Below are 22,373 nucleotides of genomic sequence, written 5' to 3' on the forward strand. Positions count from 1 at the left end.
GAATGGACAGATTATATACATTTTTTTGAAGGCTGTCCATCCAGTACTAAATGCAGTAGCCACCACAGGCATTGGCCTGTGGTGGAATTATTTAACGCTTGGCGACTGCCAGGCCTTTTAAGATAGTAAGGGCAGCGTACAATTGATAATCTTCGTGAAGCAGGGTTTGATCATCTTTTGCAGAGGCATTCGTTTTACTTTGTTCGCCTTTTTCATCCTTGTTCAGTAGATGCCCACTCAAATCGGCTTCACTGAAACCGGCAAAACCACCTGCTTTCGGGTCAGCTTTGGGTACAGCGATCTCTTCGACCACGATGTCAGGGGTAATACCTTTTGCTTGAATAGAAGTTCCAGAAGGCGTGTAATACAATGCGGTAGTCAATTTGATTCCTCGTTTGTCATCAAGAGGGAGCACTGTTTGTACCGAGCCTTTACCAAAACTTTGCGTGCCGAGAATAATAGCGCGTTTGTTATCTTTCAGTGCACCGGCAACAATTTCTGAGGCAGATGCAGAGCCATTATTAATGAGTACTACTAATGGCGCATTGTTCAAGATATCACCCGGATTAGCCAAGGCAGTAAATTTTGAGCCAGGGAGGCGGCCTTGGGTGTAAACAATGAGTTCAGGTTTGCCAGCCTTGCTTGTATCAAGGAAAGCATCGGAGACTTGGATTGCTGAGTCCAACAACCCGCCTGGGTTATTACGTAAATCCAGAATAAGGCCTTTAAGTTTACCGCCAGACTGTTGTTTTAACTGGCTAATCGCTTTTTCCATATCTTCGCCAGTCATCGCCTGGAATTGGGTGAGGCGCACATAGCCATAGCCATCGTCCAGTAATTTGCTTTTTACGCTCTTGATCAGGATTTTTTCACGTACCAGTGAAAAATTGAGTGGCTTATTCTCACCTTTACGTAAAATAGTTAAATCCAGGGTAGTACCTTCCTTGCCTCGCATTAATTCAACGGCTTCTTTTAAGCTAATTCCTTGCACCGATTGGTTCCCCAATTTAATGATATAGTCACCGGCCTTAATACCTGCTTTGAATGCGGGGGTGTCAACTAAAGGAGTGACAACCTTGACTACACCATCTTCCATCGTCACTTCAATGCCCAAGCCGCCAAATTCACCACTGGTTGAGGTTTGCAATTCTTTAAAAGCATCCTCATCCAGGTAAGTGGAGTGGGGATCCAGGCCGCTGAGCATACCCCGTATGGCATTATCAAACAGTTCCTTGTCATCGACAGGTTTAACATAATATTTCTTAATTTGACCGATGGCATTGGAAAACCGTTGCACATCTTCCATAGGAATTCGTTTAGTGGAGGTTTCTTCGGCAGTATAAGCTTGTAGTGGAAAAAGAAGGCTTGTGCTGACCCATACTGTGATCGCACCAAAATAAAGGCGTTTGTTGTACATACTGTTCTCCTTTGGTAAGTTTGGCGCTGTATGCGTCATCTTCCGGTATCACTGTACGTTGCAATATAAGTGCCAGAGGATTATCAAGACAACCACTCGAGTGGCGGAATCGCTTTTCCACGCTGCCTTACTTCAAAGTATAGACCGTTTTGTTTTAATCCACCGCTATGGCCTACAGTAGCAATTTGTTCACCTTGTAACACCGTTGCACCCTTGTGTTTAAAGAGAGATTGATTGTGAGCATAAAGGGTCATAAAGCCTTGACCATGGTCCAGAATTAATAAAAGCCCGTAACCATTGAGCCAATCACTAAACACGACTTTGCCTGGATAAACGGCAGTAACCGGGGTCCCTTCTCCGGCAAAAAATGTCACTCCCTGGTTCATTTTTTGCAAAGATTGCCTACCGACTTGAACAGGGCGTGGCAATTTTCGCCTCATCTGGGTGAATGGTCTTTTAGCTTGAGTCACACTTTGCAGAGCCAGGGTTTTAAGTAAACGGGATAAATTTTCTTTATTGTGTTCATACTCTGATAAAGTGTGTTCTTTTGTTTCAATTTCGTTGTCGAGTGATTGTATGACGGCGGTGTGGTATTGCTTATCTCGCTCTAATTGCTGTTGATGGCTATGAAGTTGGTGTTGTAATTGTTGCTGTTCAGTGAGCTCATTTTTAAGTTTGTTATGGTCTTGGGTAATCTCTTTTTTTGTCGTATCAATCTGATCGATAATGTGTTGGCGCGATTGAACCAAATATTGGTAAAAAGTTAACAACCTGCTGATTGCATAAGGATCATCCTGATTTACAAGCCATTTAAGAGGTTGATATTCACCCATTTTATATCTTGTGCGCACATGCTGGGCGAGTAATTGCTGTTGTGCTGCCAGTTGTTGATTGAGTTCATTAACATGTTGTTGCAAAAGACTAATTTTACGTTGCTTGGAATTCATATCTTGCTGGATAAGACGCAATTTGCGTATGCCATCACTGATTTGCTTTTCAGTACCGGCCAGTTCTTGATTAAGTACCCCACGCTTGTCCTGAACGGAGGCCAGAGTCTGTTTCAGGGTATGGATTTGCTGGTCTAACCGTTTTAATTTGGTTTTAGCCTGGGTGAGCGAAGCGTTTTCAGCCCAGCATACCTCTGTCAACAAAGGCAATGAAAGTATTGTTAACCAAAGGATTGAGTTCATGGAAGTCAATAAGCGGTTTTTAATTTGCAAAATCATAATTTTTTACCAAGAGTGCGTGACCAGTCATTTCATGGGGTTGAGTAATACCAAGTAAGGCCAGAATAGTGGGGGCGACATCAATTAAACTGCCTTTGGACTGATTAAACTGCCAATCTCCTCCTACATAAAGTAAAGGAACGGGTTCGCAGGTATGGGCTGTATGTGCCTGTTGTGTGGTTTCATCAAACATTGCTTCCGCATTGCCATGGTCAGCGGTGATCAATAAAGCACCTCCGGTCTCTGTTAGCGCTTGCCACACATCATGCATGCATTGATCGAGGCATTCAACCGCTTTGACAGCAGCATTAAAGTCGCCACTATGGCCTACCATATCAGCATTCGCATAATTACAGATGATGACATCATAGGCCTCACTGCGAATTGCATCTATTAAAGCCCGGGTCAGTTCCGGTGCACTCATTTCCGGCAATAAATCGTAAGTAGCGACTGACGGGGAAGGAATCAGAATTCTATCTTCATTGCGAAACACTTGTTCTGAACCCCCATTAAAAAAGAATGTGACATGGGCATATTTTTCGGTTTCAGCAATGCGTAATTGACTTAAGCCATTATTGGCGATGACTTCTCCCAAGGTGTTATTTAATGTTATTGGAGGGAAGGCTATTTCAGTCGCTAAATTTTTTGCATAGTGAGTCATGCTTACAAAATGAGCAAGTGTAGGGTGAGTTGAGCGAATAAAACCATTAAATTCCTCATCAAGAAACGCTTGGGTTAATTGACGAGCCCGATCGGCGCGAAAATTAAAAAACAGGATTGAATCACCATCTTCAATCACTTTACCTGCACCAATCAGTGTAGGAGGAATAAATTCATCGTATTTTTTTTCCTCGTAAAAGGTCGCTATAGCGGTTTCAGCCCGCTGAAATTGATAGTTACTTTTTGCTTCTGTTAATAAACGATAAACCGGCGCCACTCGTTCCCAGCGCTTATCGCGATCCATGGCAAAATACCGTCCTGAAATGGAACATATGGTAGCGACAGGGTATCGTTCTAAATGCTGGTTGAGCCTGTCCAGGCTTTGCAAGGCACTTTGTGGTGGTGTATCGCGTCCATCGAGAAATAAATGGAGGCATACATTGCTAAACCTTAATTGATGACAGAGAGCCAGAAAAGCAAAAAGGTGATTTTCATGGCTATGCACTCCGCCTGGTGAAAGAAGTCCCATGACATGCACGGTTTTATTCTTTTTTTGCATATCCTCGATAAGATTAGTAAGGACGGGGTTTTTAGCAAATTCACCACGACTGATTGCGTCGTTAATACGAGTAAAATCCTGATAAATAATTCGGCCGGCGCCAATGTGCATATGACCAACCTCAGAGTTTCCCATTTGCTCATCTGGCAGGCCAACCTGGTGACCCGAGGCATCGAGGAGAATATGTGGTCGTGTTTGCCACCATTCATCCCATTGGGGGGTCTTGGCTGCAGCAATCGCATTATGTGCCGTATTTTCTTGGTAACCCCAACCATCCAGGATCATTAAGACGAGTGGCTTAATCTGTTGCATCAAAAAATCTCAATGGAGTAAAACCCGATTATATACTGGTTTTAATTTCTAAGCAGGATGGCACTGCAAAAAGTAAAGGGCTGTTGACATTTCTACTATTATCTTGGCGCTTATGGCTTGATTTTCTGTGCTTCGCTGCGATGCTCGACTATCAAGCCGTAATCACTCAAGCTAGGAAAATATCAACAGACCCTAATTGGAGATACTTGGTTTTTAGATATTACAATACTTAATATTTTGTTATAAAGCGGGTAGACTATCCACCATTTTATGTATTGGATGAATTGGGTTGAACGAGATCTTACCTCAACACGTAGCCATTGTGATGGATGGCAATGGACGTTGGGCACAAAGCCGTGGTTTGTTGCGAGTTGAAGGACATCGTGCTGGTGTTGAGACAGTAAAAACGGTTATCCGTTGTTGTTTACAAACTCAAATTCCAATCTTGAGCCTATTCGCTTTTAGCAGTGAAAACTGGTCAAGGCCTGAAAACGAAGTTGAGTTTTTGATGCAGCTTTTTATTGAAGCGCTAGGACATGAAGTACAAGAACTCCACCAACATGGGGTTTGCCTGCGTTTTACTGGTGATAGGGAAGCCCTGTCACCAACGCTGTGTTCCCAGATGTTAGCGGCTGAAGAGCTGACTGCAAATAATAAGCGTCTGATCTTGAATGTTGTGGTGAACTATGGCGGTAAATGGGATCTTGTCCAGGCTGCCAAGAGTATCGCGAAACGTGTGTGTACAGGTGAGTTGGCTATTGAGGCGGTTAATGAATCTGCTCTGGAACAAGCGCTCAGTACCCATGGATTGCCGGATCCGGACTTGTTTATTCGTACCAGTGGCGAGCAACGGATTAGCAATTTTTTCCTTTGGCAGCTAGCTTATACCGAATTGTATTTTACGGATGTACATTGGCCTGATTTCACAGCGGAAGCATTCCAAAAAGCATTGGCCAGTTTTAGTTCGCGAGAACGGCGCTATGGTAAAACCTCACAACAACTTAATGAGGTTAACCATGTTTAAACAGCGGCTATTAACCACAGTTATACTAGTGCCCCTCGTTTTGTTTGCTATCTATTATGCACCAAACTGGGTTTTTGCCGGGTTTGTACTGCTCTTAATGCTAGCTTGCGGTTTTGAATGGTTAGGATTAATTCCTATCGCTTCCTTGCCATCAAAAATTGCTTTTCTTGTGTTGCTTCTGGCAGCGGCGTGTTTAAGTCATTACATTTTTTATTATTGGTTGGCTCTTGGCCTCTTGCTATGGGTTTTTATTTTAGCAGCGATAGTTCTGTTCCCAAGATCACAGACAGTTTGGGGTTATTCCTGGATAGTTGCCGGTGCTTGCCTGCTGCTGCTGCCTTTATTTGCCCAGAGTATGATGGCAATTTATAAACAGGAGCAAGGTAAAGATCTGATTGTGTATTTGCTTTTTCTGGTTTGGGCTACTGATATCGGCGCTTATTTGGCGGGTAAGCAGTGGGGACGTCATAAGCTTATTCCCTCTGTGAGCCCTGGCAAAACAGTAGAAGGTGCGTCAGGTGGTTTTATATTGTCAATGTTGGTGGCATGCTGCGGTTACTATTATTTTCAGCCCCGTGTAGGCCTTGTTCATTGGTTTAACATCGGAATAGCAACGACCTTAATTTCCATGGTCGGCGATTTATTTATCAGCATGCTTAAAAGAAGAGCTAAAATTAAGGATACTGGTCGGTTAATTCCTGGCCATGGGGGCGTACTCGATCGTTTAGACAGTTTGCTTGCGGCATCGCCTTTATTTTATTGGGGATTATACGTTTTAGCACCAGGAATCTAATTATGGTACTGACTTTAATTTATTTTTTCCTTGCATTGTTATTGTTAATAACAGTACATGAATATGGTCATTTTCTCGTAGCCCGCCTTTGCGGTGTGAAGGTCCTTCGTTTTTCATTCGGTTTTGGTAAGGTACTGGCACGCTGGCATGATAAACAGGGCACGGAGTATGCCTGGTCTCTTTTTCCTCTGGGCGGGTATGTGAAAATGCTGGATGAAACTGAAGGCGAAGTCCCGGAAAAAGAGCGTCATCTTGCTTTTAATAACAAATCGGTTTGGGCTCGTATCGCAATCATTGTAGCCGGTCCTTTATTTAATTTTATTTTTGCTTTCGTCGCGTTATGGATGGTCTTGGTGATTGGTATTCAATCCCTGGCACCTATGATTGAAACAGTGAAGCCTGGAAGTATTGCTGCAGAGGCTGGGTTAGGGCCGAAACAAGAAATTCTGGCTCTGGATAATAAAAAAATTACCAGTTGGCGAGATTTTCAGTTTGCTTTAATGCCTTTGCTTGGCAGTGATGAAAAAGTCTCCATTTCTGTCAAGTCGTTAGCAAATGGCGAGAAAAAAACATTCATTCTACCCTTGGAAAATTGGAATTTGGACGCCAAAAAACCTGATCCCTTAGGAAGCCTTGGGATAACCCCCTTTATACCTACCATACCTCCTATAGTCGGTGAAGTACTTGATGACTCGCCGGCGAAAGCAGCAGGATTGCAATCGGGTGATATTATTAAGACCGTGGAGGGCAAACCTTTAGAGGATTGGCTAAATTTGGTTGAGTATGTCAAGCAACATCCAGGCGCTCCTTTGCATTTGTTGATCGCCAGACAAGGGCAGATAGAGAACGTCAAATTACAAATTGGTACGAAAGTAAATGATGGCCAAAAAGAAGGTTTTCTTGGTGTTCGCTCTCAAAAAGTAGATTGGCCGCCACAATGGTTGCGCGTACAACGCCAAGGTCCCGTTGAAGCAATGGGGACTGCTTTTGCGCAAACAATTGATTTAACAGGAGCAACGTTTTCTTTAATTGGCCGTTTTATTACAGGTAAACTGGCGTTACAAAGTATTAGCGGACCGGTGGGAATAGCCCAGGGAGCAGGCGAATCCGCCCGTACCGGATTTACTTATTATTTATCTTTCTTAGCTTTAGTCAGTATTAGTTTAGGCGTGTTGAATCTATTGCCTATTCCTATGCTGGATGGAGGTCATTTACTTTACTGCCTAATGGAAATTGTTAGAAGGCGGCCACTTTCTGAAGAGGTGAGATCAGCGGGAATTTATGTTGGCTTATTGTTTATGATGGCATTAATGATTTTAGCATTGAGCAATGATATATCGCGGTTGCTGGGATAATAATGATTATTCTATGATTGTTTTCGATTGAAATAATCAATAAATCAATTGAGTATACAAATGCAAGCAGATTTTTAGTCCCAAGATAATAAATAGCTGGTAACAGTGGGGGCTCTCTGTGGTAGACTGTCGCAAAAAATCTAGCTATTGCCCGATTTAGCGCTTTTGGATGTGACCATTCTTGCGTTAGTTATTCAGCTCAAGGCTACATTTTAATCATAGACTTCTTCCAGCCTGGCTGTGGAATGGAAAGAGCGAGCAGACACGGAGCGCGGAGCCGGAGTGTACAGACAAGGACACGAGGGTTCGAGTACCGTCTCGACGAAGCAATTTCCTACCCAAGTAGAGTTTGGAAAGAGGTCATAATTTCTTGACAGGGTTAGTCACTTCCTATAAAAGGGTGCAATTTATATATTCGTGCTGGAATTATTCCAGTGACAAGACCGTGCGTAGTACTGGACGTAAAATAAGAATGAAAAAAATCAGTAAAAAAATTGTTTTGGGTATCCTTTGTTCAACGGCGTTAGCCTGGTCGACTGAAATAAATGCGGCAAATGGTTTCGTTGTGCGTGATATCAAGGTTGTTGGTTTGCAGCGAGTCAGTGTAGGTACTGTGTTAAATTACCTGCCTGTGCAAGTTGGTGAGGAAATAGGACCTGGCTCTTCTGCACAAATCATTCGAGCCCTTTATGAAACCGGTTTTTTCCAGGCAGTATCGCTTGAGCGAGAAGGCAACACACTGGTTGTTCACGTGGTTGAACGAGCCACTATCGGTTCTATTTCGGTAGTGGGGAACCAGGAGATTCCCAGTGATAAAATGAAGGAGTTACTCAAGGAGATGGGCTTGGTCAAGGGGCGTGTTTTTCAACGGTCATCCCTTGAGCGTTTAGAAAAAGAATTAAAACAGGCCTATAATGCACGTGGAAAGTATAATTCTCGCATCGAAACGAAGATTGCGTCATTGACGGAAAACCGTGTTGCTATCACCGTCACCGTTTCCGAAGGGCGTGTTTCTCGAATCAAAGAAATCAAGTTTATTGGCAATCACGATTTTACCAGTAATGAATTATTGCCGGAATTGTCTTTGTCGACTAGCAATATTTTCACCTATTTCAGTAAAAAGGATCAGTATTCCAAAGCAGCTATGGACACGTCCCTAGAGGCTCTACGGTCTTTTTACCTTGATCGGGGCTATTTGAAATTTAATATCGTTTCCTCGCAAGTCTTATTATCCCCTGATAAAAAAGATGTTTATATTAATATTCATATCGATGAGGGACCACAGTACCGTTTCGCTGGTTATGCAATTGCAGGTAAAACCATTTTACCCAAAGAAAAAATAGACTCTCTGATTGAAGTAAAAAAGGGCGATGTTTTTTCACGTAAAAAGGTTACGGAAAGTATTTCTGCGATTGGTTTGGCTTTAGGTGATGTTGGTTATGGTTTTCCTGCCATTAATGCAGAGCCTCGGATCGATGAAACCAATAAAACAGTCTTTATTACTTTTATGATCGAGCCTGGCCGTCATGTTTATGTACGCCGTATCAATTTCCATGGTAATACGAAAACGGCTGATTATGTATTACGTAATGTCATTCGCCAAAATGAAGGCGGTTTGCTGTCTTTACATAATATTAAAGAATCTGAACGGCAGTTGCGTCTTCTTAGCTATTTAAAAAATATCAATGTGAAAACAAATCCTGTACCAGGAACAAATAACCAGGTTGATTTGGACGTTGACGTAGAAGAAGCGCCTTCGGCAGAGGCAACGGCTTCGGTAGGTTATGGTACCAACGGACCGCAATTTAATGCTGCAATTAATCAGCATAACTTCATGGGAACCGGGCGTTCTATGGGGGTTGGCTTTAATGCGAGCTATTGGGGGCAGGATTATAACCTGAATTATTACAATCCTTTTTATACCCAAAATGGGGTTGGACGCGGGATGGGGCTGTATTATCAGCGAGTTGACCCAAAAAAATTGGATGTCAGTTCTTATTCCTCTAACCGTTTTGGTGGTGATGTAAGTTACAACGTATTATTAAGCGAAAATAGTAGTCTGCAATTCGGCTATGGATACCAAGACTTACGTATTAAGTCAGTCGGTACGGTTATGCAAATTCAGAATTTCGTGAATTTATATGGGCGTGACTTTCATGAGATTCGCTTAACAAGCGGTTGGAATCGTAACAGCTACGATCAAATGCCTTATCCTACGAGAGGGATGAATCAGCAAATCTCGGGTTTAGTTGCCCTGCCTGCCTCGTCCAATTCCTTGTCGTATTACAAAGCGGCTTATCAAGCCCACTGGTATCAACCAATTACTCGTGGTTTTATTTTTACCTTGTTAGGCAATGTTGGCTATGGAAACGGCTTTAATGGCAAGAGCTTACCGTTCTTCGAAAACTATTTCGCGGGAGGTATTGCCCAGCCTGGTCAGGTTCGAGGTTATGACAGTTACTCTCTAGGACCTCAGGATAGTAATGGTAATGCAATCGGTGCCAACTTCCTTGTCAATGGAAGTGCTGGTCTTATCCTGCCTTATCCCTTAAGTCGTGATAACGTCAGAACAACGGTTTTTACTGATGCCGGTAACGTTTTTGCAAAAGGCATACCGACTGCTTTAAGAGGAACGCTGGCAGGACCGATGCGTTATTCAGCCGGTTTATCTGTTGAATGGCGTTCTCCTTTTGGACCTTTGGCATTCAGCGTGGCTCAGGCATTGAACAAACAACCTTTAGATAAGGGACAATTGTTCCAATTTACCTTGTCATCCGGTTTTTAATTTCGCAGGGGTTAGTTTAGGGTTGGTTTAATGAGTAAAAGAAGCTAACTGAAGCTAACTGAAGAAATTAATAGGTGGAGACTAGCACAATATCGCAACCTGCAGTGAAGTGTGTTAGCATCAGAGACTTTTAATCAGGAGAGCAACATAATGAAGCGTGTCAGTGGGATTTTAATTGCATTAGTGTTTGGTTTAGGTGCCGCTAATGCTTTTGCAGATTGGGCAAAAATTGGTGTTGTAGATTTGCAAAAAATCATGCAAACCTCTAGCCAAATGAAAGTGATCCAGCAAAAACTAGAGAAAGATTTCAAGCCTCGTCGTGACAAGTTGGTTGCGATGGAAGAAGGGTTGAAAAAGGATATGGAAAAATTTAAGCGTGATAGCGCTATTATGAGCCAGACTCAAAAGAAAGAACTGGAGAAAAAGATCGTTGCTACCCAGCAAACTTTTGAAAGAGAAGGCCAGCAATATCAGCAGGAATTGAGTACCGCCCATAATGAAGCCATGGAAGAGCTTTACGGTAAGATACGCAAAGCGATCAACAAGGTAGCTGAAACCCAAAAATATGATCTTATTCTGCAGAAAGATGCTGCACCTTTCAGTGTTTCCAAGTTGGATATCACTGAGGAAGTGATGAAACAAATTAACTAATTGTTTCATTGCTAATTCGTGAGTAACGTGTATACCCTTGCCGAGCTAGCGGCTCGCCTGGATGGGGTTTTTCATGGTCAAGCTGAATGCCCCATTCAGGGTTTTGCATCATTGAGTCGTGCTACCCAGACCGATCTGGCTTACTTTGATAATCCTGTCTTGCTTGCATCTTTGAGTCAAACAAGGGCTGGTGTTGTCCTGCTAACTGCAGCGTATCTCCAATATTGCCCGACCAGTTCTATTGTAGTTGCCAATCCTCTAGAAAAAATGTCAGTGGTTACAGGACTATTTCAACAGACTCCAAAAACCTTGGAAGGAATTCATGCGACAGCCGTAGTCTCTCCTTCGGCAACAATAGGCCAGGGTGTGAGAGTGGGAGAAAATTCTGTTATTGGCGACGGGGTAGTGCTGGGTAATGGTGTCCAGGTTGATGCAAATTGTGTGATTGAATCGGATGTCAGGATAGGAAATCAAACGACCATTCATAACGGGGTTGTTGTTCTACAAGGTTCCGAAATAGGTCAACATGTTGCTATTGAAAGTGGGGCCATAATTGGTGCCTTACCTTTTAATAGTGTAAAAATGCAGGGTCGCTGGTTACATGGCCCGGCCGTTGGCGGGGTTATTATTGCAGATTACGTTCAGCTAGGTGCTAACACGGTAATTGCCAGAGGCGCTCTAGGCGATACTTATATTGGTGAAGGGGTGCACATCGATAATTTGGTACAGATTGCTCATGATGTTATTATTGGCGCAAATTCAGCCATTGCCGGTTGCGCCGCTATTGGTGCTTATACAAGGATTGGGGCACATTGTATAATCGGCGGTGCCAGTTGTGTTGCCGCGCACGTGCATCTTGTGGACGATATCGTGATCACCGGCATGTCAACGGTGAATAAATCCTTGTCTAAGCCAGGCATTTATTCTTCTGGCATTATGGTGAGTGAACATGGACAATGGCGTCGTAATGCGGCGCGTTTTCGGCGCCTTGATAATTATGTTACCCGCCTTACCAAATTGGAAAAGGAGAGGCAGCACGATTCAAATTGAGTTCTCAGAGATTGAGAACAGATGTGAAGCCCCAATGAATTTAATGAGAGTAAAGTGCATGAGTGAAATGATTGAAATAACTAAAATTCTCGATTTATTACCACATCGTTATCCATTTGTCCTCGTTGATCGGGTTATGGAATACGAAGTAATGAATTATTTAATTGCTACTAAAAATGTAACAATTAACGAACCTTTTTTTACGGGGCATTTCCCGGGAAATCCTATCATGCCTGGTGTGCTAATGCTTGAAGCGTTGGCTCAGGCCAGTGCGATATTATCGAATTTGTCGCGCAAGCCTAAAGAAGGCTATGAATTCCTGTATTTTTTTGCAGGAATTGATAATGCCCGCTTTAAACAAATAGTAATACCAGGTGATCAACTGCGTTTGGAGGTCAAACTAGTTGGTCAAAAACGTGATTTTTGGCGGATGCATGGCGAAGCTTTTGTTGGTGACAAGCTTGCTTGCTCAGCAGATTTAATGAGTGCAGCGAAGGAAATTGTAAAGTGATAGATGAACGCGCAATGATTCATTCCTCTGCCAAATTGGCAAAAGGCGTATCAGTAGGTCCAGGCAGCGTGATTGGTGCTGATGTGGAAATTGGTGAAGGAAGCTGGATTGGCCCCCATGTGGTAATTCAAGGACCCACTGTTATCGGTAAAAATAACAAGATTTTTCAATTTGCTTCCGTAGGTGATGAACCGCAGGATATTACCTATAAAGGCGAACCCACGCGTTTAGAGATAGGCGATAATAACATTATTCGCGAATATTGTACGATTAGCCGTGGTACGGTCAAAGGCGGAGGAGTTACCCGTATTGGCAACGGTAATTACTTTATGGCCTATTCTCATATCGGCCATGATTGTATGATAGGAAACAGCATCACGATGGTAAATCATGCAGCCTTGTCTGGCCATGTCATTGTTAATGATTTTGCTATCATCGGGCCTTATGCCGCCGTACATCAATTTTGCCATATAGGCGCCTATGCATTCATTGCCCGTGCAACTTATGTTTCCAAAGATGTTTTACCTTATGTCATGATTGCCGGCCACACAACCTCTGCATGTGGAATCAATACAGTTGGTTTAAGACGGCGAGGGTTTTCTTCTTCTGCGATTGACCATTTGCGACGTGCCTATAAAATTATTTTCCGCAGAGGACTAACAGTACAGCAAGCTGTTGCAGAATTAGAGCTAATACAAAATGATTGTCCCGAGGTTATCCCTATGATTGATGCCCTGAATCAATCAACCCGAGGCATTGTGAGATAACAGTGTTAGCTTCAGTGCTTGCAGTAGCCTGTGGAGGGACTTTAGGAGCAGTGGCTCGTTTCGCTACAGTAAGCATAATGCACCATGTTTTAGGTTCGCGTTATCCTTATGGCACCTGGGTAGTTAACAGTTTAGGGTCTTTTTTGGCAGGGTTTCTAATAATTCTGCTAACAGAACGATTTGCGGTAGGGGATTATTGGCGCTTAGTATTAGTGGTCGGTTTTCTTGGGGCTTATACCACGTTTTCCAGTTTTGCCTGGGAAACTTGGGTACTTTATCAAAATGGCCAGGTACTCGCTGCTGCATTGAATATATTATTCAATAATATTGGTTCATTAGCGATGGTCTTATTAGGAATTTACTGTGGCCGATTGTTGAGTTGAGTTTGCAGCTCCTAATCAATAGGACCCTATTATTAATCGAATCAAATAGGATAAACTTTGCGTATTGGAGTTAATCCGAATTGTCTGCGACCAGAGTTAAAGGTGAACTATGTTAGATCCTCAATTATTGCGTGATAATCCGCAATATGTTGCTGAGCAACTGAAAAAACGCGGTTTTCATTTTGATGTGCAAGCATTTGTTATTCTTGAAGATCAAAGAAAGCTGCTGCAAGTTACAACTCAAGCATTACAAAATGATCGTAATCAGCGCTCCAAGTTGATTGGACAAGCAAAAGCTCGCGGTGAAGATATTACTGTGATGCGTGAAGAGGTTAATCGCCTCGGTGAAGAATTACAGAGCAAAAAAACGGAGCTTGATGAAGTATTAAAGCACCTGGATGCGCTCCTTTTTAGTTTGCCAAATTTACCCCACCCTTCGGTACCGGAAGGTCGTGATGAACAAGATAATCAGGAAGTCCGTCGCTGGGGCGCCATTCCTACGTTTGACTTTGCGGTGAAATCGCATGATGAGTTGGGTGAAGCATTAGCCAAGATGGATTTTGCCCTAGCGGCTAAAATTACCGGTAGCCGGTTTGTGGTAATGAAAGCGGAGCTTGCCAGATTACATCGTGCTCTTATTCAATTTATGCTTGATATTCATACGCAAGAGCATGGTTACGAAGAAATTTATGTCCCTTACATAGTCAATGCCGATAGTTTAATGGGTACTGGTCAATTACCGAAATTTGAGGAAGACTTATTTAAATTGAAGGGGGATGATGGTTATTACCTTACGTCGACCGCTGAAATTCCAGTAACAAATACCGTTCGCGACACAATTTTAGCTGCAGAATCGTTGCCACTACGCCATGCTTGTCATTCCCCTTGTTTTCGCAGTGAGGCTGGCTCTTATGGTAAAGATACTAAAGGCATGATCCGGCAACATCAATTTGAAAAAGTTGAACTGGTATGGATTACGACCCCTGAAACGTCTTATGAGGCGCTTGAGAAACTAACTCATCACGCCGAAGTTATCTTACAACGTCTGGAATTACCTTATCGTGTTGTCGCTCTTTGTACGGGCGATCTGGGAGCTGGCGCGGCTAAAACCTATGATTTGGAGGTCTGGTTACCCAGCCAGGGTATGTATAGAGAAATTTCATCCTGTTCCAATACGGAAGCTTATCAAGCCCGCCGTATGAAAGCACGCTATCGGCACCCAGAAACCCGGGAGACAGAGTTAGTCCATACTCTAAATGGTTCTGGATTGGCAGTTGGCCGGACGTTAGTAGCGATTATGGAGAACTATCAAGACAAGGATGGCAATATTCGTATACCAAATGCATTGCAGCCTTATTTGGGAGGTCTGAAGCTGATTAAAGCTTAGTTTGCTGAATTTCTTAAAGCGATGGGATTTTTATAGACCATTGTTGTTTAACGAAAGGATGAGTTGATAGCAGAAAAACTATAAAGTTATTATTAAGGACCATTAGGGCAAAAATCCATTTGAAGAAGACCATTATTGGTTGCTTTTCGTAGAGGCAATAACAGAATTTTTAGCTGGCAATGCGGACGGTAGAGATTTTCTCGAGTCAGAACTCTTTAGCTGTTTTACATCCCGCCGCCTCTTTGAAGCGAATGAAAACTCTAATCTTGCTTCTGGTTTTTGTGAGGTAAGTAAAATAGCTGCCAGGGTAGGTGCTGTATTGAAGAACTGCTGGCAACTGACGGAATGGCTATTGGGTGTGGCAAGAGGGCGATTGCCTGTTAACGCCTCATTGATAGGCTAAAAAACAAAAGAATTAAGAACGAGAGCAGCGAAGCACTCCATAATAATAAAGTAAGCTGTTTTCAGCAGGGAAGGCCTTATTGTGATCCAAAAATCAAACCTGTACTTGTTTACTTTCCTCGGTATCTTTTTCAGTTTGTTTTTAGTCGGTACTCTCCTTTCACCCCTTCTCTTAAATATGATTCGCTCAACTTACCTGACTATGAGCATGGATGTGAATCGAAGGCAGGCGCAGGTTGTTGCACAGATGATTTCCCATCTCTTGACAGACGGCGAGCCTAAAAAAAATATTATTTCAGCTTTGCAGGCTTCTTTAGCGAAAACGGAAATGGATCGGGGCTATCTTTGTTTGATTGATGAAAATACAGGCGTTTTTCTAGCACACCCGATTAAAAAACTGGTCGGGCAAAATGTACATCAATTTGATACCAATTTTTTATTACTCGGGCAAGCACACCCACAAAAATGGGGAGCTGCTATCCAGAGTAAAAAGGTAGAAGCGGGTGGTACCCTGATTATGCCAGGAGGAAGAACAGAAATTGTTAATTCATTCCTTGTTCCTGACACAACTGTGAGAGTCTTCTCTCATGAAAATATGAAGAGACTCAATAGCGAAATCGCTAAATTACAGAGATTATCCCTAATTGCTTTTATCTTGCTGGGGTTTATTGTTGCTTTCCCTGCATCTTATGCTGCACTAAAAGTAAGCAGACGTTATGAAAAGAGAATTGAAGCAGAGCAGGAAAAATCGGAACGACTTTTATTGAATATTTTACCAGGCAGTATTGCCCAACGATTAAAATCGGAAGAGACAAATATTGCCAATCGTTATGACGATGTTTCGGTTTTGTTTATAGATATGGTCAATTTTACTTTACTATCTGCTGCGATGAGCCCAGAAAAATTGGTTGAGGTCCTGAATTTTATCTTTTCACGGTTTGATGAAATTTCACTAAAGTATGGTTTGGAAAAAATAAAGACAATGGGGGATTCTTATATGGTTGCTGGTGGAATTCCCGAGTTTAAACCAGACCATTTAAAATGTTGTGTTGAGGCTGGTATGGAAATGATGGCCTTTATTAATAAAGAACATCTGGATGAAAGGAAGTTCGCTATACGCGCCGGGTTACACGTCGGTCCTGTGGTTGCTGGTGTTATTGGGACCCATAAGTTTACCTATGATCTTTGGGGGGAAACGGTGAATATAGCGTCTCGCCTCGAGTCTACCTCAGTACCTGGGCATATCCAATGCTCGCAAGCGGTGTATGAGCGAATAAAAAATGATTATAGACTTTTACCCAGAGGGGATGTTTTATTGAAAGGTATGGGAAGGATTCCCACTTACTTTCTCCTACCAGAAGACGAGCCAAATTAAAATGAATGGATTTGGTTTCTATAATAAAAGTAAGGATGGTGCGATTGAATGGGCGGCATAACCGTTCATTTTATTCGATAGTACAACAGGAAGAATTATGACTTTAAAGATAACATTTCTTGGTTCTGGTTCAGCATTCACGTTGAGAGAGGATAATTATCAATCCAATGTACTTTTACAAAAAGCGAATGATACCTTGCTGATTGATGCAGGAGGCGATCTTCGTTTTTCATTAAATGAGCAACATTTAACCTATGCCGATATCAAGAACGTCTATATTAGCCATTTGCATGCTGATCATATAGGTGGTTTAGAGTGGTTGGCACTGAACACTTTTTTTGATCCTGCCTATAAAATTAAGCCCAATCTCTACTGTTCGGAAAATATTATTAAGGATTTATGGGAACACTCACTATCTGGCGGATTACGTACATTACAAACTGAAAAGGCTACACTGGAAACATTTTTTAACACTCACCCTATAAAAGAACACTTTTGTTGGAATGATATTAATTTTCAATTGGTACGAGCAATTCATATTGTCAGTAATTATGAGTTAATGCCTTGTTATGGTTTATTGATGCACTACAAGGAAAACAAAATATATTTTACGGCTGATACGCAATATGCTCCCAAACAGCTTTTGGATTATTATGAGGAAGCAACTATTATTTTTCATGATTGCGAAACAGCAGAAAAAAAATCAGGCGTTCACGCCCATTATTCCGAATTAGTTACTATCCCTGCAAGATTGAAGAAAAAAATATGGTTGTACCATCATAGCCCCGGAAAACTGCCTGATGCAAAGGCGGATGGTTTTTTGGGTTTTGTTAAAAAAGGGCAATCATTTTTATTTCGTTGAGCATTTAATTCCGCGGGGCTTATTTTAAGAATGCGTTTTAGCAACCAAGCACATTCTTATCACCCGATTTTGCGGAATCGTCCATACTGCCTGGAAGATTGGAACTGGATTTCATCACTTTGTTCGCAATGATGGCAGTATTTTATCTGGTTTCAAGAATAGCATGCTCCGTGAATGCTTACGATTTACCTGCCTTAGGGGCTGTTATTTCTTGTGAGTCAAATAATCTTCAACAACGTCTCCATAAGGGAGCGTTAAATCAGTTATAAAATGAGAAACAGAAACGATTCTCTTAATATAAAAATTTGCAATAGGTGCTAAGGCGTGGGGATGAAGCTCCAAGCTACCTGGTCCAGTCCAGGCTCCTTTTATAGTGATGTCCTGTAGATAGGTCCTGGTTAACTGATTCACTTCAGGAGTGCCATCAACACCAGGAATATTTTTAAGCAAGAATACGGGTTTCTTCATGGCTTCCAAGACTTTTTCTTTATCTGCAGGATGATGTTTATAACCCATTGTTGCTGTAGCAATTCTGATACTACCGTAATTCAGAAGGCCAATTAGCGTATCCTCTTCAATAACTAATTTGGGTTTAGCCAGTTTTTTCGGAAACCCCCATATTTCGCGGCCACCGGCAATGGGAGCATGACAGTCAAGAAACATGGAAATCGTAAATCCGCCCTCCTCACCTTTGTACCTAACCGGGATAACTTGGCCTGATTCAGTGTAATCACCAAATCCAGTTGAATCAGGCATACGAATAAATTCAAATTTAATAACCGGCTCAATTAACTCTAAAGGTGGGGGTAAAACGGCTTGTAAGAGCTCGGGATCTGTTTCGTAGGTGATAATAAAAAATTCGCGGTTTATAAATCGGTAAGGTCCTGCTGGGTAGGTGTTTATCCAACGAGGGGCAGGCATATCAAATTCATTGTTAATAAACGATTTTCCTTTGCCCAAGTGCTTTTTATCCATAATTTTTGACCTCTCTGTGCGCTGCTATACTCTCTCAGTAGAACAATAAGCAATGGCTATGATTTCTTTTTAGCAACCAGTTTAAAATCGACTTTAACATCGTCTTTTATTTCATCAGTACTAGCCCAGTCACCCTGGCCAACGCCAAATGTACTGCGTTTGAATGTAGTCGTGCCTTCGACCAGCGCCATCCCGGGTGAGGTTTCTACTGCAGTAAATGTTAAAGTAACAGGAGCAGATTTATCACGGATAGTCAGTGTCCCCATTGCCTGATAAGTTTTATCTCCAGTCTTATTAAACTCAGTTGCCTTAAATTCCGCTTTGGGAAACATCTGTACATTAAAAAAATCAGGCGTAATCAAGGTATTTTTTACATCTGCGTAATCTGCGGAAACAGAATTCATATCAACTATAATATCTATCTTACTGCTTTTATAATTATTAGGATCAACAAAAATTTTACCAGTAAATTGTTTAAATTGGCCTTTCACAGGCGCATCATTTTGAGTAGCAGTGAAGCTAAGACTGCTTTCACCCGGGATAATTTCCCATTCGGGAAGAGCCGCGTTTACAAAAACAGGCAGGAAGGTCAGTATCATGAAAACTAACCATTTGTATAAGCAATTGATCAAGCTCATGACAGCATTCTCCTCAGGACGTCATCTTTATCAATAAAATGGTGTTTTAAAGCTGCAGCAGTATGAAGCGCAATAAATGCGATTAAAGCATAACCTAGCCATTCATGAATCTCCTGGAATAAATGCCTTAATTCTTCATTAGGAGCTATCAGGTTAGGTAGAGTAAATAGACCAAAGAAGGAAGCGGGTAGCCCCGCAGCAGAGGTTATTAACCAGCCGGTAATTGGCAAAGCAAACATAAATCCGTAAAAAGCCCAATGCACTGCTCGGGCTGCAAACTGTTCCCAGGCTGGAATAGATAACTCAGGGGTGATATTGATAAGACGCCATATTATTCGAATCATGGCAAGTCCTAACACAAGAAATCCATACTCTTTATGCCAGCCATACAACTTAAGTTTTTGCAGGCTGATTGGCAGCTCAACCATATAGATACCGAGGATAAGAAGCCCAATCATTAAAATCGCTAATAGCCAGTGTAAGGAGATGGTAACAATGCCGTATTTATCGGTAGTATTTTTTATTCTCATAGCAGGCCTCATTGAGTGTCTTTATAGGCTTCGGCATTAATTTCTATTTTTACTTCATCTCCTACATCGGGTAGTAGGGCTTTTATACCAAAATCAGAACGTTTAATCGTGGTCGTGGCAGTGAAACCTGCTGTCATTTTCTCGGTAATAGGATTTTTGCCGACTTTATTCAGGGTTACATTCAACGTGACAGGTTGTGAAATGCCATGTAGATCCAGGGTGCCGTGAACTTTGGCTGTTGTTTTATCAAGGACGTCTACCTTGTTACTAACAAACGTTGCGGTGGGATACTTGGCAACATCAAAGAAAAGCTTGCCCTTTAGGTGTTTATCTAACTCGGGGATTCCGGTAACAATATCAGCCAGTTTGATTGTTGCGTTAACTTTACTATTTTCTGGCTTATCTTTATCCAGGGTTACGGTGCCATTAACGTACCATTTACCTGCTTGAGTTGAAAATCCCAAATGTTTAATTTGCCACAGAATATAGCTATGTTCAGGATCAAGCTTTAAAGTTTCTGCCGCAGCATGTAGTGTAGAAAAGGGTATTATCAGCAATCCAGCCAAAAAATAGCCTATTAATTTTTTTGTCATTATAAAACTCCCTTTCATTGACTCTCTACCTAAGTGGGATCCACTCAGGATTTAATTAAGATTTCTTATCAGCCGTTAAATGTCCACCCACCAATTTTTCGCATAGCCCCTGAGGAACGAAAACAAAAGCATCCGGTTGTGCATCTTTAGTCGAAGACCCCGCGCAGGAAGAGGTTGCTGTTGCGCAATCATTGAATCCTGCTCTAACAACACCATAACATTTTTCTGTGGCGGGAGCAGCCGATGGGTCACTTGCATTTGAGTTAGTAGTACCAATAGAGGGTGTTGCTGCCAGCACTAAAAAAGCAGTCATCGCTGATTTAATTAATTTGTTTTTATCGACCATGGCAATCCCTTGTCGTGTAGATAAGTTAGTTTTATTCTAGATGGTAATTCAATTTATATCTAATTCATTTTTATTTTACCAGTGGCAAGAATTGAATCTGCAATTCTCTGGTTTGTCTGGATGCATTAATAGTTTTGAAAGATTCTCTATACTCAGTATTCAATTCAGAATAACATCTTTAATCATTGAGCGCTGATAGATCACAACAGTGAAGGAACACTAAGATAAGGACGAATTATATGTTGTATCAGTTCAAAAAATTATTATTTTTATGTGCATTCTTTTTTTGGGTATCAGAGGTTTTCGCAGCCTTTAATTTTAATGGCTTGATTGGTGTGGATTATCAACCGAATCATTATGCAGGCAACGTCCCGTTAAATAATCATGATGTCTTTATCGTAGGTAATAATAGCCAGGGTACACCGATTACTAACGTCTACGCAGAGCTGGCTCAATTGAAAGAAGCGGGATTTAGTACAGTTCGTTCGTATCAGACGACCATTTATTCATGGGTTGATATTATCAATCAAGCCCATGCTTTAGGAATGAAAGTCATTTATGAGGCGGTTATACCCCAACAACCTGCGGATTCACCCTACAGCGGCGGTTCCTGCCCTGTTCCTCCTGCAAATCAAGACTATATTCCTTGTGCTCAGGCCACTCTCAATGCAGTTATTAGCCAGGTAACCCAACCGATTTTTAATGATACGGTCGTTCTCGTATTGGCTGGGCATGAAAATTATTGTGAGGCTGGCAATACAATTTCACCCTGCAACAACCCTGTTACCTCAAACATAGTTTATTTAACTTCAGCAGTTAATGCGCTGAAAAGTACATTGACTACGGCTGGTCTTGCTACACCAGTTAGCTCAGCGCTCGTTAGTGGCAATTTGGTGACACCCAGCGTTGCCATTTCTAATGACATGATCACCTTAGCCAACAGTTATTCAGCTGATGCGCCATTGGCTTTTGATCCTTATCCTTTTCAGTGGGGAGTGGCCGCAAATCAAGCTGTATGGGTTCCACCTTTAGCGACCACGGTTCAACCCAACAATTCATTAGCCTGGGATTATATTCATGTTGTAGGTTCAGCAAATCCACCGGCTTTACCTGCGGCTGCTCAACAGCCATTTTATACACCCGGCCGTGTTCTTTTGGCAGCAGAAACAGGTTGGGCAACTGCGGGGACGACCACCGAATATGCCTGTAATTCACCGGGCCCCTGTGTTCCCTCTGTTGCCAATGCAGCCGCCTATTATACAGCGCTTTATCAAGCCAACACGTCTAATTTTGTTGCTAACTCAGGGTATTCAATTGGTGTTCTGGCATTTGAGGCTTATGATGAGCCAAACAAGGGTAGCAGCAGTGCCGAAGGGCACTATGGTCTTTTTGATTCCAATTGTACTCAAAAGGGGGCAGGACTTGTCCCTACGAACAAATTAGTTTCAGCGACGGGATGCCAAGGATTTTCAAGAGGATCTTTGCTGACCATCGTAGGTTTTGCGCATCCCTATACGCTTATTATTAAGCAAAAGAACCCAACTACCGGTAGCGAAGTTTCCGTCACACTGAATAGTGATGGCAAACAAAGCAGTTTGCCAGGAGCGCCCTGGCCGCAATATCTTGTATTTCCAGGTGCAACAATCACAATTAGAGGGAACCCCTCTTGCACCAGTACAGTGCAATCAATTGATAGTGCCGGACATATTACCTTTGCTGGAAAATGCAATTGTCCGAATGATAAGCTGAGCAATTGTTACTACTAAGTGTTT

The 22,373-nt window shown here is 42.2% G+C and carries 22 protein-coding genes; 14 read left to right on the forward strand and 8 right to left on the reverse strand.

All coding sequences use genetic code 11. The features are described 5' to 3' along the window. Positions 1-91 precede the first annotated feature (91 nt). From DYC89_RS03365 to gpmI, 3 genes are all read right to left on the reverse strand, one after another. Entirely contained in the window at positions 92-1,417 is a 1,326-nt protein-coding gene (locus tag DYC89_RS03365) for a S41 family peptidase (protein ID WP_115220496.1), read from the reverse strand. 83 nt (positions 1,418-1,500) lie between these two features. Continuing rightward, positions 1,501-2,607 carry a murein hydrolase activator EnvC family protein gene (locus tag DYC89_RS03370; protein ID WP_245953938.1) on the reverse strand — a complete coding sequence of 369 codons (1,107 nt, stop codon included), beginning with the start codon at positions 2,605-2,607 and terminating at the stop codon, positions 1,501-1,503. Positions 2,608-2,626: 19 nt separating this feature from the next. Next, a complete protein-coding gene (gpmI, locus tag DYC89_RS03375; RefSeq protein WP_115220498.1) occupies positions 2,627-4,174 on the reverse strand; it encodes a 2,3-bisphosphoglycerate-independent phosphoglycerate mutase in 1,548 nt (515 codons plus the stop codon). Positions 4,175-4,463: 289 nt separating this feature from the next. Here gpmI and uppS point away from each other — a divergent pair, with 289 nt between their 5' ends. From uppS to DYC89_RS03435, 13 genes are all read left to right on the forward strand, one after another. Continuing rightward, entirely contained in the window at positions 4,464-5,198 is a 735-nt protein-coding gene (gene uppS, locus DYC89_RS03380; RefSeq protein ID WP_115220499.1) for a polyprenyl diphosphate synthase, read from the forward strand. Continuing rightward, positions 5,191-5,991: a phosphatidate cytidylyltransferase gene (locus DYC89_RS03385; protein ID WP_115220500.1), complete on the forward strand. Its 801-nt coding sequence runs from the start codon at positions 5,191-5,193 to the stop codon at positions 5,989-5,991. Before uppS ends, DYC89_RS03385 begins: the two co-directional genes overlap by 8 nt. A 2-nt stretch (positions 5,992-5,993) precedes the next feature. Next, a complete protein-coding gene (gene rseP, locus DYC89_RS03390) occupies positions 5,994-7,346 on the forward strand; it encodes an RIP metalloprotease RseP (RefSeq protein WP_115220501.1) in 1,353 nt (450 codons plus the stop codon). A 472-nt stretch (positions 7,347-7,818) separates the two neighbouring features. After that, positions 7,819-10,131, forward strand: a complete 2,313-nt coding sequence (gene bamA / locus DYC89_RS03395; protein ID WP_115220502.1) for an outer membrane protein assembly factor BamA — start codon at positions 7,819-7,821, stop codon at positions 10,129-10,131. 150 nt (positions 10,132-10,281) lie between these two features. Then, complete coding sequence (locus tag DYC89_RS03400) at positions 10,282-10,782, forward strand: OmpH family outer membrane protein (RefSeq protein ID WP_058446765.1); 501 nt, start codon at positions 10,282-10,284, stop codon at positions 10,780-10,782. A 27-nt stretch (positions 10,783-10,809) separates the two neighbouring features. Continuing rightward, positions 10,810-11,832 carry a UDP-3-O-(3-hydroxymyristoyl)glucosamine N-acyltransferase gene (gene lpxD, locus DYC89_RS03405; RefSeq protein ID WP_181879441.1) on the forward strand — a complete coding sequence of 341 codons (1,023 nt, stop codon included), beginning with the start codon at positions 10,810-10,812 and terminating at the stop codon, positions 11,830-11,832. 58 nt (positions 11,833-11,890) lie between these two features. Beyond that, positions 11,891-12,343 carry a 3-hydroxyacyl-ACP dehydratase FabZ gene (gene fabZ / locus DYC89_RS03410; protein ID WP_115220504.1) on the forward strand — a complete coding sequence of 151 codons (453 nt, stop codon included), beginning with the start codon at positions 11,891-11,893 and terminating at the stop codon, positions 12,341-12,343. Beyond that, positions 12,340-13,110: an acyl-ACP--UDP-N-acetylglucosamine O-acyltransferase gene (lpxA, locus tag DYC89_RS03415; protein WP_115220505.1), complete on the forward strand. Its 771-nt coding sequence runs from the start codon at positions 12,340-12,342 to the stop codon at positions 13,108-13,110. The genes fabZ and lpxA overlap by 4 nt, the downstream gene beginning before the upstream one ends. Before the next feature lie 2 nt (positions 13,111-13,112). Then, positions 13,113-13,493 carry a fluoride efflux transporter CrcB gene (gene crcB, locus DYC89_RS03420; RefSeq protein WP_245953939.1) on the forward strand — a complete coding sequence of 127 codons (381 nt, stop codon included), beginning with the start codon at positions 13,113-13,115 and terminating at the stop codon, positions 13,491-13,493. A 109-nt stretch (positions 13,494-13,602) separates the two neighbouring features. After that, complete coding sequence (serS, locus tag DYC89_RS03425) at positions 13,603-14,880, forward strand: serine--tRNA ligase (RefSeq protein WP_115220506.1); 1,278 nt, start codon at positions 13,603-13,605, stop codon at positions 14,878-14,880. A gap of 139 nt (positions 14,881-15,019) precedes the next feature. Beyond that, positions 15,020-15,283 (forward strand): hypothetical protein, encoded by a 264-nt coding sequence (locus tag DYC89_RS16390; RefSeq protein ID WP_147285468.1) that lies wholly within the window; start codon positions 15,020-15,022, stop codon positions 15,281-15,283. Positions 15,284-15,364: 81 nt separating this feature from the next. After that, positions 15,365-16,657: an adenylate/guanylate cyclase domain-containing protein gene (locus DYC89_RS03430; RefSeq protein ID WP_115220507.1), complete on the forward strand. Its 1,293-nt coding sequence runs from the start codon at positions 15,365-15,367 to the stop codon at positions 16,655-16,657. Positions 16,658-16,754: 97 nt separating this feature from the next. Then, the gene (locus tag DYC89_RS03435; RefSeq protein WP_115220508.1) at positions 16,755-17,519 is read left to right on the forward strand and encodes an MBL fold metallo-hydrolase; all 765 of its coding nucleotides are present in this window, start codon (positions 16,755-16,757) and stop codon (positions 17,517-17,519) included. 204 nt (positions 17,520-17,723) lie between these two features. Here DYC89_RS03435 and DYC89_RS03440 read toward each other — a convergent pair whose 3' ends face one another. Genes DYC89_RS03440 through DYC89_RS03460 form a run of 5 tightly spaced genes read right to left on the reverse strand, consistent with a single transcriptional unit; the run spans position 17,724 to position 20,601 of the window. Then, entirely contained in the window at positions 17,724-18,494 is a 771-nt protein-coding gene (locus DYC89_RS03440) for an acetoacetate decarboxylase (RefSeq protein ID WP_115220509.1), read from the reverse strand. Between the two features lie 56 nt (positions 18,495-18,550). Then, a complete protein-coding gene (locus tag DYC89_RS03445) occupies positions 18,551-19,132 on the reverse strand; it encodes a YceI family protein (RefSeq protein WP_115220510.1) in 582 nt (193 codons plus the stop codon). Further along, positions 19,129-19,662 carry a cytochrome b gene (locus DYC89_RS03450; protein WP_115220511.1) on the reverse strand — a complete coding sequence of 178 codons (534 nt, stop codon included), beginning with the start codon at positions 19,660-19,662 and terminating at the stop codon, positions 19,129-19,131. Before DYC89_RS03450 ends, DYC89_RS03445 begins: the two co-directional genes overlap by 4 nt. A gap of 8 nt (positions 19,663-19,670) precedes the next feature. After that, entirely contained in the window at positions 19,671-20,255 is a 585-nt protein-coding gene (locus tag DYC89_RS03455) for a YceI family protein (protein WP_181879310.1), read from the reverse strand. A 55-nt stretch (positions 20,256-20,310) separates the two neighbouring features. Continuing rightward, positions 20,311-20,601, reverse strand: a complete 291-nt coding sequence (locus DYC89_RS03460; protein ID WP_115220513.1) for a DUF2282 domain-containing protein — start codon at positions 20,599-20,601, stop codon at positions 20,311-20,313. Positions 20,602-20,840: 239 nt separating this feature from the next. Here DYC89_RS03460 and DYC89_RS03465 point away from each other — a divergent pair, with 239 nt between their 5' ends. Continuing rightward, complete coding sequence (locus tag DYC89_RS03465) at positions 20,841-22,367, forward strand: glycosyl hydrolase family 17 protein (protein WP_115220514.1); 1,527 nt, start codon at positions 20,841-20,843, stop codon at positions 22,365-22,367. The last annotated feature ends 6 nt before the right edge of the window (positions 22,368-22,373 follow it).

This window comes from Legionella donaldsonii (genome assembly GCF_900452385.1).
Classification (GTDB): Bacteria; Pseudomonadota; Gammaproteobacteria; order Legionellales; family Legionellaceae; genus Tatlockia; species Tatlockia donaldsonii.